Origin of the sequence: Stenotrophomonas mori, assembly GCF_023556335.1 — a bacterium.
GTDB classification, from domain to species: Bacteria; Pseudomonadota; Gammaproteobacteria; order Xanthomonadales; family Xanthomonadaceae; genus Stenotrophomonas; species Stenotrophomonas mori.
Genome location: NZ_JAIKTS010000002.1, coordinates 418,383 through 432,351 on the forward strand (window position 1 = coordinate 418,383; position 13,969 = coordinate 432,351).

Here is a 13,969-nt window from a genome sequence, read left to right on the forward strand (position 1 = left end):
CTCCAAACAGGAACAAGCAATTGCGTGGGGGACGGTGGCGGCCCCCCGAGGGGCCGCGCGCCCCTGGGAGCGGCGTTCGGGTCATCGCCGGGAAGCGCCGCAGCGCTCCCCCGGGTGCCGGGCCGGGCGAGCGCTGTCGCCCGGTCAGTGCGGGCGCTCGAGCCAGTCCAGCACCCGCTCGAGCACGTCCCGCTCCTGTTCGCGGGCCTCGAACCAGTGCGGCGCGCGCGGATACCTGACCATCTCGACCGGCGTCCGGTTGAACTTCAGCGCCCAGTAGAACTGCTCGCCCTGCGAGATCGGCACGCGCCGATCCTCTTCGCCATGCAGCACCAGCACCGGCACCTTGACGTTGTGGGCATGGCGGATCGGCGAGTTGCGGTCGTAGGCATCGCGGCGCTCGAGCACGTTGCCGAAATAGCCGGGAAGGTATTCGTAGGGAATGTCGGTGGTCATCGCCATCACACCGAGGTCGATGACCGCCGCACCGACGATCGCGGTGCGGAAGCGCTCGCTGTGGCCGACCGCCCAGGCCGAGAGGTAGCCGCCGTAGCTCCAGCCGCCGATGGCGACGCGCGCGGGGTCGGCGATGCCTTCCGCCTCGAGAAGGTCCAGCCCATCCAGGACGTCCTGGAAGGGCCCGGCCCCCCAGTCGTCGCGCGCCAGTTCGGCGAACGCATTGCCCTGCCCCACCGAGCCCCGGGGGTTGGGGAGCAGGACCGCGTAGCCGCGCATCGCCAGCGACTGCGCCCAATCGTGCCAGGAGCCCAGCCAGCCCGACGACCACGCATCGGCCGGCCCGCCGTGCGCCTGGACCAGCGTCGGCAGCCGCGTACCCGGCCGCCACTGTGGCGGCAGCACGAGCACCCCGTGGATCTCGCGGTCATCCCGTGAGCTGCGCCAGACCAGGTCGCGCACCTGGCCCAGCGGCCAGTCCCGCACCTGCGGGTTGGTATCGGTCAACCACTGCACGTCACCGCCGGACACGACGGCGAGTTCGGGCGGCGCATCCACGCGACCGTTGACCAGGGCGACCCGCCCGTCACGCGCGAGGCTGAAGCCCCGGGAGGGGCCATGCAGGGCGAGCCGTTCCCTGACCTGCCCGCTGCGCGGATCGACCTCGATCAACCGCGGACGTACCCCCCGCAGGCCCATTCCCACCAAGGTGCCGTCGTTCTGCCACTGCACTGCCCGCAGCGAGCCGGGCCAATGCGTTCCCAGCTCGACCCGGGACGCGTCCGCAAGCGTATAGACGACCTGGGTTCCGGTATGGCCGTAGGGCCCGAGCTGGCCATACAGCAGCCGGCGTCCATCGGGCGACCAGCGCAGCGCCACCGCGGAGGCGCGCTCGGTGACCGTGCGGAGAAGGCGCCCATCGGCCGCCGACACCAGGATCACCCGCGAGCGGTACCAGTGGTGGCCCAGGCCCACTTCGTCCGATACCCGCAGCGCGAACGACTCCCCGTCCGGCGCCCAGGCCATGTCCTGCACCTGCAGGCCCGGCCGGGTCAGCAGGCGTGCATTGCCGCCCGCCGCGTCCTGTATCCACAGGCGGGTGTACTGCCCATCGTGTCCGACCTCGATCGCATCGTCCTTGCGCTCGATCCGCGCCTTCTGCTCCGGCGACAGCGGATCGACGGCCAGGTAGGCCAGCCGCTTGCCGTCCTCCGACCAGGCAAAGCTCTTCACCTCGCCGTGCGACGCGGTCAGCGGCCGCGGCGTGCCGGTATCCAGCGCCAGCGTCCAGACCTGCGTGCGCGCCCGCGGCGCCGTCTTTCCATCCGCCTGCGCGGGCAACCCGCGGGTGGACAGGAACGCCAGCCCGGTGCCATCGGGCGACCAGCGCGGCATGCGGTCGGCCGCGCCGTCCGGTGCCGGCAGTTCGAGGGCGCCGCCGCCACGCAGGGGCATCCTCCATATCCGCCAGCGGGCCGCGCCGCCGTCGGGCACCGGCGTTTCCATGCTGTAGGCCACCCAGCGACCGTCGGGATCGACCTGCGGATCACTCAGCTCCTTGAGGTCGACGATCTCCGCGGCGGAAGGCACATGCCGCGCCGCCTGCAGTGGCGGCACGCATGCCAGCATCACCAGCGCCGCCAGGGCAGCCCCCACGCCGCGTGCACGGAACCGCCGTCGCCCGGATTCGCCTGCGGTTCCCGCCCTCGCCATCGATCTCATCTGCCGTGTCTCCGTCATTGTCATCGCCACCGCGCAGGGAACGCGGTCCTCCCGCCAGGCCGTCGGCCGCTAGTACTTCCAGCTGACGGTAACGCCCAGGGTGCGCGGCCGCAGCAGGAACTCCGAGCGGCCGTAGAGCGCCAGGGTACTGGTCCCGTAACCGGAGAGCGGCACATGCTCGTTGGTCAGGTTGGTCCCCCAGATCGAATAGCCGATGTTGCCACGGCGCAGGTTCAGGCGGAGGTCGAACTGGTTGAACCCCGCGACGGTGGCGACCGGATCGCTGAGCGTCTGCGGTGCCTCGGACAGGTAGCGGTGCTGGAAGACCAGGCTGGGCTGCCAGGCGGTGTCGAAGTACCAGGTCAAGGTGTTCGACAGCTGCACATCCGAGGCGCCCGGCAACTGCTGGCCCCTGCGCAGCACCGGCGAGGCGGTCAGGACGTCTTCGGTCAGTTCCGCCTTCAGCAGCGTCAGGTTGGTCCGCCAGTTCACGTTGGGCGTGACGTCGAACGAGAGGCTGCTCTCCAGGCCATAGATGCGCGCCTTGCCGGCATTGGTGCCGTACGTGGCGTTGTCGGGACGCACCAGGCGCACCTGGATGTCCTTCCAGTCGATGTAGAAGACCCCCGCATCCAGTGCCAGGCGCCGGTCGAGAAAGCTGCTGCGGAGCCCGAGTTCGTAGTTCCACAGCTTGTCCGACCCCCAGCCGTCGGGCGTCACGAAATCGCAGGCGCAGGGGTAGATCGTGTTCGGGTTGCCGAGCCGGAAGCCCTTCGAGGCGACGGCGTACCAGGTGGTGTCGGCGCTGGGCCGGTAGCGGAGCGACATCTTGGGCACGAACCCGTCTTCGTCGATCCGGTAGGGGTCGGGGTGCTGGCTCGGTACGTAGATGAAGCCATAGCGGTCGATGCGGATGTCGTACCTGCTCTTGAACAGGCGTCCGCCGACGGTCAGGTTCCAGGCATCGGAGAAGTTCAGCCCGATCTCGCCGAACAGGGCCGACTCCCTGCCCTCGGCGACGGAGTAGCCGCGGACCACATTGTCGGTACCGTCATACTCGGCCTCCGGGCGGACCTTGCTGAGGATCCCGTAGGCGCCCTCGGCGCTGGTGAACGTGCGTGTGTCGCGGTCGGCGGTGGTGTACATGCCTCCCACCAGCCATTCCCAGCGGCCGTCGGCCGGCGACGCGAGCCGCACTTCGGCGGTGCGCATGTCGATGTCCATGTACTCGGTGGCATCGATGGGCGTGTCCACCGGCAGGAAGGGACGCAGCGCGCTGGTCCGGGACACATCGCTGTGCAGCTCGTGGGTCTTCTTGTCCCGGGACACGATCGCGGTCAGGTCGGCACCGTCGAAGGCGTGTTCCAGCCGTGCGGTGAACAGGCTGATGTCGTAGTCCGTGCGGGCCAGGAGCAGCGAGTTGCGTGCGTACTTCCCCTGCGCACTGTGGGCGTAGTTCTGGTCGTCGCCCTTGAGGACCTGGTACATGCCCATCAACGACAGGGTGGTGGCATCCGAAGGCTGCCAGACCAGCGAGGCGCGCCCACCGTTCACGCTGACATCGGTACTGCCCTTGTCGCCCGTTCCCGTGTTGTCGAGGTAGCCGGCATCCATGCGGGTAAGCCCGACGATGCGCAGCGCGAGCGTCTCCGAGACGGGAAGGTTGACCATCGCCTTTGCGGTGTAGCCAAGCTCTCCGTGCGCGTTGTAGGTGTTGTTGATACCGGCCTCGACCGCCGCGTCGAAGCCGCCGGGGTCGGCCCGGTTGGTGATGTAGTTGATCGCGCCACCGAGCGACGAGGCGCCGAACAGCGTCCCTTGCGGCCCCCGCAGCACCTCCACGCGTTGCAGGTCGAACGTGTCGATGTCGGGAATGCCCACCGCGTAGCTCGGCTCGGACAGGGGCACGTCGTCGATGTACCAGCCGGTGGGCCCCTGCCCCTGGTCGATGCCGGCGGTGGTTCCGACCCCGCGGATCACCGCGGTGGATTGGCCCGGCGTGCCGACATTGAACACCACGCCCGGCTGGCGGCCGAGATAGTCCGCATTGCTCTGTGCACCGACGGCCTCCAGTTCTTCCTGGCTCACCGCGGAGATGCCGCCCGCGACGTCCTTCAGCTGCCCGACGCGCTTGGAGGCCGTGACCACCACGTGGTCCAGTGTCACCGCGTCCCTGGATTTTCCATCCGCCGGGGCCGCGGAGCCGGCGACGGCCTGGGCCGACGCCGGCTGCGCCATGCCGGCCCCCAGGGCCAGGCAGCAGGAGAGGAACAGCAGGGTGCGGGCGTGGGCGGTGCGGGCAGGACGGCGGCATTGCTGGAACATGACGGACATTCCTCTGGCTGGCGACGAAGAAACAGGGAAGCGATCTGCGCCGCGTGCAAGCAGGGCGGCATGTGTCCATGAGGTGCGGCCCGGCGCCGGCGGGGGTCGGGCGCAGGACCGTCCGGTCCATGCCGGGACGCCGCCCTCCTTGCGCGGTGCGTCCGTGCGCCCCTGGGGCACGGCGAGACCTCCTTCGGCCCCGTACCGCCCCTGATTCCCGGAGATTCCCTCTGCCGGGTCCGTGCGGGCTGCAAGGCATGCGCTCTTCGGGAGCACCGTGCGCGTGGACTGTCCCGGGGCCGTTCGAACCGTCGAACGTTCCCGGCTGGCGCGGCGTGCATCGAAGTGGACCGAGACCGTCTTTCCCTCCTGACGGCCATTGTTTGGTCGGGCAATTTGATTTTACAAGTGAAATAAATCCAATGAATATCCATGAAATCGAATCAATCTTCCGTCCCCTCGGGTACGGGTGACCGGGCACGTGGCCCACGCGCTACGGCCTGGCCGCCGACGCTCGACGATCCGCCCCGCCGTCCGCGCCGGCGTCTTCCCGGGCTTGTCCGCGGGGCCATGCGGCGGGAATTGTCCCGTGGGCGGCACCGCGGTTTCCCGTCAGGGCGCTCTTGCATTCGCCGCGTAGCGCCGCAATCCCGGGAGGCATGGACACTTCCCACGCGACCGCCGCCGGCGGCCCGGCCCCCGACCGCAGCGACCGCCGCCGCCTCCTGCGCGCCTTCAACCTGAGCCTGGCTGCCGTGCTGCTGCTGGTGGCGGTGTTCGCCCTGCAGCAGGCCGGCTGGGACTGGCGGCCCTGGGCGGTGGCCCCGCACGACACCGCCGGCCTGCGCGGCCTGCTCGGTGCGCCACTGCTGCACGGCTCCGTCGAGCACCTGGCCGCCAACGCGGCGGCGCTGCTGATCCTCGGGACCCTGGCCGGCAGCGTGTACCCGCGGGCGACGCTGCGCGCCCTGCCGCTGCTGTGGCTGGGTTCCGGGATCGGCGCATGGATGCTCGGCGATCCCGGCAGCCGCCACCTCGGGGCCAGTGGCGTCACCCATGGCCTGATGTTCCTGGTGCTGGGGCTGGGACTGCTGCGCCGCGACCGTGCGGCCATGGCCGCCGGCATGATCGGCGTGCTGTTCTATGGCGGCATGGTGATGACCGTGCTGCCGCACGAACCCGGGGTCTCCTGGCAGTCGCACATGGGCGGCGCCGCCGCCGGCGTGATCGCCGCCCTGCTGTTCCGCCAGGCCGACCCGCTGGCGCCGCGCAAGCGCTACAGCTGGGAAGACGAGGAGGACGAGGACGATTCCGGCACGGCGCATGCCGATGCCGAGCTGGAGCCGCCCTCGCCCGGCGAGGTGCCGGTGCTGTGGCAACCCCGCGAAGGCCGCGACTACGACGTGGTGGTGCCGTTGCGGCCGCGGCCGCCCCGCGACGACTGACCACGCACGCCGCGACACGCGGCGGCTCTAGCGCAGGCGGCCGCCCACCGCCAGCCGCAGGCAGCCCCAGGCCAGCATGCCGACGATCAGCACCTCGCCCAGCCCGGCCGCCGACTGCAGCAGGAAGGCCGCTGGCCGTTCGTCCCAGTGATACGCATGCGGGCCCCCGCGCCAGGCACGGCTGTACAGGGTACCGGTGCACAGCGCGCGCAGCAGGGCGAAGGCCTGGGTCGCCTCCAGCACCGCCAGGAAACTTCCCAGCAGCGCCAGCACCGCGCGGATGCCCGGTGGCAGCGCAACGGCCCCGTCGCGGTCGCGGTCGCCATCCGGTGGCGGCGCTGCCGCAAGGGTCGCGTGCCGCTGCGCCGGCGCGCCGGGGGATGGCAGCGGCGGCATGTCGACGACCGCACCCGGCGGCGGCAGCCGCAGGTGGGCGGCGATCCGCTGCACCCAAGCGTCGGTCACCGCATGCCCGGGACGCACCGCCACGGTGTCGAAACTGAGTTGATGGGCGCCGCCGCTCCGCGCGAGCAGCCACAACCGCACCGGCGCCGGCCACGACGCCTTGCGCGCACGACGCCCGGCCACCGAACAGGTTGCGGCGGCTGCGCTGTACGCGGTTGCCGGCCCGGTCCAGCTCCAGGGTTTCGCGGAGCGGGAAATACCAGGCGCAGGCCAGGCCCAGCACCGGCAGCAGCGTCATCGCCAGGACCGCCAGCAGGCGCTCCGGTCCATTGCGCCCGGCCAGTTCACCGGACAGCAGCAGCGGCACGCCGGCGCAGGCCAGCAGGAACAGCAGCAGCAGCGCCTGCAGCAGCACATTGACCGAGTGGATGCGCAGCGTGTCGCCGCGCTCTTCGTAGCGGTAGCCGATGATCACCGTGCCTCCATGGGACGATGATCCGTGTTGCCGGTGATCGCCGGCAAGCACCAGGCCGGCTCAGGACGCCGGGCCGGCCTCCACCGCCTGCCGGCCCAGCGCCGGATCGTCGGTGAAGAAGGCATCGATGCCGGCCTGCAGGTAGGCACGGATCTCGGCGACCGCCCCCGGCGGGTTGCGCGCATCGGCGGCCCCGTGGCGCAGCGCCGGTGGCAGGAACGGATTCTCGGGACGGAAGGTGTAGGCCACCACCTGCAGGCCGGCGGCATGCGCGTCGGCGATCAGCGGCGTCGCCGCACCGAGGCGTCCCTGCGCGTCCACCGGCAGCAGGGCGCGCCGTTCCACGCCGATGGCATCGGCATAGCCGGCGATGTCGCGCAGTCCCTCGGGCGTCATCATTCCCGCATAGTCGCGGCCGCCGCCGGCGAGCGCCACGTCGGCCGGCAGCGCCTCCGGCTCGCCCAGCAGCTGCAGCAGGCGGATGTTCGAGGGCCGCCCGATGCGCGCGCGCAGCTGCCTCAGGTTGCCGGTCTCGAACGACTGCACCAGGATCGGCGCGACATTGGTGTAGGCGTTGCCGCGCAGGGTGTCGAGCAGGCGCTCCTCCATCGGCAGGCCGATGCCGCGGAAATAGCTGCCGTGCTTGATCTCCGGGGCCAGGCCGATGCCGCGCCCGCTGCGCCGCGCCTGCTGCACCAGGAACTCGACGATCTCGTCCAGCGTGGCGATGCGGAACTGGCCGTCGAAAGCGGTACCGCGCAGTTCCGGCAAGCGTTCGCGGGCATGCAGCGTCTTCAGCTCGGCCAGGGTGAAGTCCTCGGTGAACCAGCCCTCGACCGGCCTGCCGTCGATCACCTTGGTGGTGCGGCGCGCCGCGAATCCGGGATGCGCGGCGACATCGGTCGTGCCACCGATCTCGTTCTCGTGGCGCGCCACCATGACCCCGTCGCGGGTCATCACCAGGTCCGGCTCGATGTAGTCGGCGCCGTCGGCGATGGCCTGTGCGTAGGCCGCCAGGGTGTGCTCGGGCAGCAGCGCGCTGGCGCCGCGGTGCGCATACACCGGGACATGCGCGAACGACTGTGCGGGAGGTGCGGCCATTGCCGCCGAGCATGCCATGCACAGCACCGCCGCTGCGCCCCGTACCGCTGTGTCGAACACCGCCCGCTCCTGGTTTCCGCATCGAAGGCCGGGAAGTGTGCCGCGGCGGTGTGACCGGACCGGGACACCGGCCCGGCGGAGTCGCCCGGGGCTTCCCGGCGCGGGGCCTCAGGCGGGAAGCCGGTGCCAGCCGCCGGCGCCGGCATGCAGGCGTCCGGTGAGGCCGATGCCGCGCAGGAACGCCTCGTCGTGGGCCGCCACCAGCAGGGTTCCCGGCCAGGCCCGCAGCAGGGCCTCCAGCGCCTGGGTCGCTTCCAGGTCGAGGTGGTTGGCCGGTTCGTCCAGCAGCAGCAACTGCGGGGGGCGCTCGGCGTATAGCGCGCAGGCCAGCGCCAGCTTCATGCGCTCGCCGCCGCTGAGCGCCGCCGCCGGCTGCTGCGCGCGCGCGCCCTCCAGGCCGAGCAGCGCCAGCCGCGTGCGCAGGTCGGCCTCGTCCATCACCGGGTTGGCATGGCGCAGCTGCGCCATGACCGTGGCCTGCGGCAGCGGCAATGCCATGTGCTGGTCCAGCCAGGCCCATGGCACGTTCACCTGCGCGCTGCCGGCAAGGGGCTGCAGGCGCCCGGCCAGCAGCTTGAGCAGCACCGACTTGCCGCTGCCGTTGCGTCCGGTGAGCGCCAGCCGTTCGCCCCGCCGCAGCACCCAGTCGAGCCGCGCCCGCGGACCCTCGATGAACGGCAGTACCGCCTCCTCCAGCACCGCCACGCGCTCCGGCACCGTACCGGTGGCCGCCACCGGCAACAGCACCACGGGAGCGGCCGCGGCCACGTCCGCCGCCGCCTGCCGTACGTGCTCGTCCAGCCGTTCGCGCTGCTGCTGCCGCTGCAGATGGGCCTTGCCGGCACTGGCCTGCGCCCATTGTTTCTGCCGGCCCAGCAGGATCGGCGCCTGGTTGCCCTGTGCGGCCTGGCGGTTGCCGCGGGCGGCGCGACGCTCGCGTTGCTCCTGCTGCTCGCGCAGTGCCCGCTCGCCCTGGCGGCGCGCATGCCGGCGCTGCTGCAGGGTGTCCACGGCCGCCTGCCGCTGCTCGGCGCTGCGCGCCGCGTAGAACGCGTAGTTTCCGCCGTGGCTGCGGAGACCCAGCGGCGACAGTTCGACGATGCACTGCATGTCGTCCAGCAGCCCGCGGTCGTGGCTGACCAGCAGCAGGCCGCGCGGCCAGCGCCGCAGCTGTTCGCGCAACTGCCGGCGGCCCTCGGCGTCGAGGTGGTTGCTGGGCTCGTCGAGGATCAGGAAATCGGCGGCGGACAGGAAGGCGCCGGCCAGTGCCACGCGCATGCGCTGGCCGCCGCTCAGCCGGTGCGCCGGTGTTTCAGCCGACACGCCGTGCAGCTGCATCCGCTCCAGCTCGGCCTGCAGCTGCTCGCGCAGCTGCCAGCGGTCGCCCAGCACCTCGAAATCGGCGGTATCGCTGCTGCCCTGCTCGATGCGCTGCAGGGCGGCAAACGCCCCTCCGAGCCCGGCGAGGTCGACGACGCGGGCGCCGGGCGGCGCATCGACCTGCTGGGGCAGCCAGGCCACCGGGCCGGAACGCAGGCAGCGGCCGCGCGCGGGTGCCAGGCGCCCGGCCAGCAGCTGCGCCAGCACGCTCTTGCCCACGCCGTTGCGGCCGACCAGCCCGGTCGGCCGAGCGTCGAAGGTTGCGTCCAGATCGGAAAACAGCAGCCGGCCGTCCGGCAACTGCCAGGAGACGCGTTCAAGCGTCAGGAAGGGAGTCGTGGTCATTGCGTTCCATCCATGCCCGGGTCACCCGGCTGCCGATGGCAGCGGGACGTCGCGAGGCCTCGCCAGCAGCGGCTGGCAGGGCGGGCATCAATGGCGCATTGGACCGGACTCCGTGAGGGACAGGACCGCCATCGCGGCGGCAGGGCGAAGACTAACCGGCGATGGATGAACGGTTCAATGCCACGGACGGGTCATTTGCCGATGCAGAAGCTGGAGAAGATGCGGCCCAGCAGGTCGTCGGCGGTCATCCGGCCGGTGATCTCGCCCAGCGCGTCGTGGGCAAGCCGCAGTTCCTCGGCCGCCAGTTCCAGCTGCTCGTGGCGCAGCTGCGCGGCGGCGTCCTCCAGGTGGCCGGCGGCACGGGCGATGGCCTGTACATGGCGCAGCCGCGCGGAGAATTCGCCCTGCGGGCCTTCGCCGCCCTCCTCGCCGGCCAGCGCGCGCAGCCGGGCATGCAGCTGCTCCAGGCCCTGCCCGCTGACGGCGGAGATCGCGATCGCGTCCGCCTGCGCCGGCTGCGGCCAGGCCGGCAGCAGGTCGCACTTGTTGAGGACCCACAGCTGCCGTGCGGCCTGCGCCGCCGCGTCGCCGACGGCCTGGCGCCCGGCATCCGGGTCGCGCGCATCCAGCACCACGATGGCCAGGTCGGCGCGCTGCATTTCCGCGCGCGCGCGGCGCATGCCTTCGCGCTCGATGGCGTCGCCGCCCTCGCGCAGCCCGGCGGTATCCACCAGGTCCAGTTCCAGGCCATCGATGCGGATGGTCTCGCGCAGGGTGTCGCGGGTGGTGCCGGCGATGTCGGTGACGATGGCGCGCTCGCTGCCGGCCAAGGCATTGAGCAGCGAACTCTTGCCGGCGTTCGGCGGACCGATCAGCACCGCGTGCAGGCCGTCGCGCAGCTTGCGGCCACGCTCAGCGTCGGCAAGCAGGCGGGCCAGCGCCGCCCGCGCCTGTTCCACGCCGGTACGCACCTGCGCGCCGCCCAGGGTATCCAGCGGTTCGTCGGCGAAATCGATGGCGGCCTCGACGTGGATGCGCAGCCGCACCAGCTGGTCGCCCACCTCCTCGACCCGGGCCGAGAACACGCCATCCAGCGAACGCCGCGCGGCACGGGCGGCACGCACGTCGCCGGCGGCGATCAGGTCGGCGATGGCCTCGGCCTGGGCCAGATCGAGCTTGCCGTTGAGGAAGGCACGCTCGCTGAACTCGCCGGCGCGCGCCTGCCGCGCGCCGAGTTCGATGCAGCGGCCCAGCAGCTGGCGCAGCATCACCGGGCTGCCATGGCCCTGCAGTTCCACCACGTCCTCGCCGGTGAAGCTGCGCGGGCCGGGGAAGTACAGCGCGATGCCGTCATCGATCACCGCGCCGGCCGCATCTCGGAACCGTACGTAGTGCGCATGGCGCGGGTGCAGCGGCGGGCAGCCGAGCCCGCGGGCGATGGACAGCGACAGCGGGCCGGAGAGCCGCAGGATGCCGACGCCGGCGGCGACCGCGCCGCTGGCGATGGCGATGAGGGTGTCGCTGGCAGCGCTGTCGGTGGCGTTCATGGTCTACAGCGTCTGCAACTGCGCACGCGCCTGGTTGGCGCCGCTGCCCTGTGGCTGCAGTTCCAGGTAGGTGGTGTAGGCCTGCCGCGCCTTGGCCCTGTCGCCGGCATGGAGATAGGCGTCGCCGAGGTTGAGGTAGGCGACCGCGCGCGAGGGGTCGATCTTCAGGGTGTTCTCCAGCCAGCGCGCCGCTTCGGCATACCGCTGCTGGCGGTAGTACACGAAGCCGAGGTTGTTGGCGGCCTGGGCGAAGTCCGGGCGCAGCTTCAGGGCCTCGGTGAACTGCGCCACGGCCTCGTCGTAGCGTTTCTCGCGGTACAGCTGCAGGCCGCGGTCGTTGGCCTGCTGGGCACGCTGCCGGTCCGGGGCCGGGGTTGCCGCCGGGACCACCAGGGTGGTGCTGCCGCCCTGCAGGCCGGCCACCTGCACCCCTGCATCGGCGCCGTCCTGCACCGCGTCGACACGGCTGTTGAGTGCGATGGCATCGGCCGACAGCTGGGTGCTGTCGGCGTTGAGGAACTCCTGGCTGTCCGGTACCTGGAACACGAATTCGCCCCCCTGCGATCCGGGCAGGCTGCCGAAGGCCGGCGTCTGCTGCGACACCGCCGACACCGCCGGCGCCACGTAGGCGGCCAGCTCGGTGCCGGTGATCAGGCCGTCACCATTGAGGTCACCCTTGCCGGACAGGGCCTGCAGCAGCACCCAGGTGAATACCGAGTGCCCGTTGGGGCCGCTGTCGGCCACCTGCTGGTCGGCGCCGCCGGCGGTGAGCATCTGCCGTGCGGTGCGGCGCGCGTTCTCGCGCAGGAAGGCGGACGAGGAGCCGCCGGCACGGGTCAGGCCCAACCCGCTGTAGCAGGCATCCATCACGAACAGCACGTGCTTGGCCTGCAGGCTTTCGGCGATGTTCTGCACGTCGGTCATGGCGATGGCGTCGGTGGCGAACTCGTCCGGGTCCGAATCCACCGGGATGATGTAGCCCAGGTCGCGTCCCGAGGCCAGCTGGCGGGTGGCGCCATGGCCGGCGAAGAACACGAATACGCGGTCGTTCCTCTGGGTGCGGCCATCGGCCAGGCGGTCGTGGAACGCGGCCAGGATGTTGTTGCGGGTGGCGTCGCGGTTCTTGAGTACGATCACCTGCGAGGCCGGGAAACCGAACTGGCCGGTCAGGGTGTCGGCGACCGCCTGCGCGTCGCGGCTGGCATATTCCAGCTTCGGCCACTTGGCGTAGTCGTCGATGCCGATCACGATCGCCCACGACGTGGCATAGCCGGTGGTGAGGGTGGCGTCCTCGCGCGCGGTGCGGTGCGCGCGGCTGACCGAGAAGTCGCGGCCGTTCCAGCCGGCGAACTGGTAGCCGTCGGCGATCAGCCGGTCGAGGATCTGCGGCAGCGCCTTCACCGCGCGGTCGTGGATGTCATGGAACAGGATGATGCCGCGCTGCTCCTTCTGGACCTGTTCGACCACGCGCTGGACGATCGACTCGGGTACCGGGTCGGCCCAGTCCAGCGAGTCGATGTTCCACATGATCGACTTCAAGCCCGCCTCGCCGAGCAGCTGCAGGCCCTCGGCATTGCGTGCACCGTAGGGAAAGCGGAACAGCGGCGCGCGCTTGTCGCCGACCTGGCGCAGCAGCGCGTCGGTACCCAGGACCTGCTCGCGCAGGGCGTCGCCGCTGGTGCGCGACAGCTGGGCATGGGTGAGGCTGTGGTTGCCGACGGCATAGCCGTCGGCCATCAGCTGCCGGCTGATGCCGGCCATGGCCCCCAGGGTCACCTGGCCGTCGCTGCCGATGCGGCCGAGGTTGCGGCCCACTTCGAAGAACACCCCGGGCACGTCGTAGCGCTTGAGGATGGCGCTGATCTCTTCGGTATGGGCGCGGTGCGGGCCGTCGTCGAAGGTCAGCACCACGGTCTTGGGCGGCAGGCCGCGGCCGAAGATCTCGCGCTCGCCATCCTGCATCGACATCGGGTACGGCTCGATCACCCCATGGTCGCGCAGGATCGCCTCGCGGTCGTAGTGCTGCCGCAGGTGCGCCACGTAGTCGTCCCATTTCTCGCGCTTGAGCGCGATGGCCCGGGTGCGCTCGAAGCGGCTGAAGATGCGGGTGATCTCCTGGTTGTAGGTGCGCTCGATCTCGTCCAGCGCATCCAGGTCCTCGCCGATGCGCTGGTGCAGCTTGACCGCCGGCAGCGAGGAGTCGGCACCGATGCGGACATGCAGGTCGCGGAGCACCTCACGGAACGCCAGGCGATCGGCGTCGTACAGGTCCGGGGCCGATTCGACGTAGTCCAGCACCTGGCCGAGCACGGCGAACCGCTGCGCGCGGGTGTCGCCGAGCAGGATGTCGAACAGCCCGGCGATGGCCTCGCGCCGCTCCAGCCCCTCATGGAACAGCTGCTGGCCGATGCGCGTGGAGACACCGCGGTCGCCCGCGCTCTGGCGGTCCTCGTCGGCCAGCAGCACGATGATCCGCCGATGTCCGTCCAGCTGTGCCTGCAGGGCCGCCAGCAGGGGCGCCGCCTCGGCCTGTGCGCCCGGCGGAACGGCGGCGGGAACGGCAGCCGGGGATGCATCGACCGCCTTGCCGTCCGGCTTGCCGCAGGCGCCGATGACCAGGACCACCAGCAGCACCAGGGAAAGCCGCGGCAGGGGCGGCGATGTCGGACGTTGGGCGACGGGCATGGGACGGACTCGGGTCCTGGGGA

Annotated in this window: 8 protein-coding genes; 1 reads left to right on the top strand and 7 read right to left on the bottom strand. The window is 71.3% G+C overall.

What is annotated here, in order from left to right:
• Positions 1–144: 144 nt before the first annotated feature.
• Together K5L01_RS14945 and K5L01_RS09360 are read right to left on the bottom strand one after the other, a co-directional pair.
• On the bottom strand, positions 145–2,112 hold the full coding sequence (locus K5L01_RS14945) for a S9 family peptidase (RefSeq protein ID WP_250064105.1): 1,968 nt from the start codon (positions 2,110–2,112) through the stop codon (positions 145–147).
• A 135-nt stretch (positions 2,113–2,247) separates the two neighbouring features.
• On the bottom strand, positions 2,248–4,503 hold the full coding sequence (locus K5L01_RS09360; protein WP_250064106.1) for a TonB-dependent receptor: 2,256 nt from the start codon (positions 4,501–4,503) through the stop codon (positions 2,248–2,250).
• A gap of 659 nt (positions 4,504–5,162) precedes the next feature.
• On the opposite strand from K5L01_RS09360, the gene K5L01_RS09365 reads away from it, so the two are divergent.
• Positions 5,163–5,948, top strand: coding sequence for a rhomboid family intramembrane serine protease (locus K5L01_RS09365; RefSeq protein ID WP_250064107.1), 786 nt, complete (start codon positions 5,163–5,165; stop codon positions 5,946–5,948).
• Between the two features lie 27 nt (positions 5,949–5,975).
• On the opposite strand, the gene K5L01_RS09370 is transcribed toward K5L01_RS09365, so the two are convergent.
• The 5 genes from K5L01_RS09370 to K5L01_RS09390 all read right to left on the bottom strand — a co-directional run bounded on the left by K5L01_RS09370 (position 5,976) and on the right by K5L01_RS09390 (position 13,946).
• Positions 5,976–6,536 (bottom strand): hypothetical protein, encoded by a 561-nt coding sequence (locus K5L01_RS09370; RefSeq protein ID WP_250064108.1) that lies wholly within the window; start codon positions 6,534–6,536, stop codon positions 5,976–5,978.
• A 352-nt stretch (positions 6,537–6,888) separates the two neighbouring features.
• A complete protein-coding gene (locus K5L01_RS09375; protein ID WP_250064109.1) occupies positions 6,889–7,929 on the bottom strand; it encodes a glycerophosphodiester phosphodiesterase in 1,041 nt (346 codons plus the stop codon).
• A 168-nt stretch (positions 7,930–8,097) separates the two neighbouring features.
• Positions 8,098–9,714 (bottom strand): ATP-binding cassette domain-containing protein, encoded by a 1,617-nt coding sequence (locus K5L01_RS09380; protein ID WP_250064110.1) that lies wholly within the window; start codon positions 9,712–9,714, stop codon positions 8,098–8,100.
• 191 nt (positions 9,715–9,905) lie between these two features.
• Positions 9,906–11,261 (bottom strand): tRNA uridine-5-carboxymethylaminomethyl(34) synthesis GTPase MnmE, encoded by a 1,356-nt coding sequence (gene mnmE / locus K5L01_RS09385; protein ID WP_250064111.1) that lies wholly within the window; start codon positions 11,259–11,261, stop codon positions 9,906–9,908.
• Between the two features lie 3 nt (positions 11,262–11,264).
• The gene (locus K5L01_RS09390) at positions 11,265–13,946 is read right to left on the bottom strand and encodes a polysaccharide deacetylase family protein (protein ID WP_250064112.1); all 2,682 of its coding nucleotides are present in this window, start codon (positions 13,944–13,946) and stop codon (positions 11,265–11,267) included.
• Positions 13,947–13,969: the final 23 nt, after the last annotated feature.

Bases quoted from the DNA above. Each gene is read 5' to 3' on its own strand.
- K5L01_RS09390 (WP_250064112.1), bottom strand. From the start codon at position 13,946: ATGCCCGTCGCCCAACGTCCGACATCGCCGCCCCTGCCGCGGCTTTCC.
- K5L01_RS09380 (WP_250064110.1), bottom strand. From the start codon at position 9,714: ATGACCACGACTCCCTTCCTGACGCTTGAACGCGTCTCCTGGCAGTTG.
- K5L01_RS09365 (WP_250064107.1), top strand. From the start codon at position 5,163: ATGGACACTTCCCACGCGACCGCCGCCGGCGGCCCGGCCCCCGACCGC.
- K5L01_RS09360 (WP_250064106.1), bottom strand. From the start codon at position 4,503: ATGTTCCAGCAATGCCGCCGTCCTGCCCGCACCGCCCACGCCCGCACC.
- mnmE (WP_250064111.1), bottom strand. From the start codon at position 11,261: ATGAACGCCACCGACAGCGCTGCCAGCGACACCCTCATCGCCATCGCC.
- K5L01_RS09375 (WP_250064109.1), bottom strand. From the start codon at position 7,929: ATGGCCGCACCTCCCGCACAGTCGTTCGCGCATGTCCCGGTGTATGCG.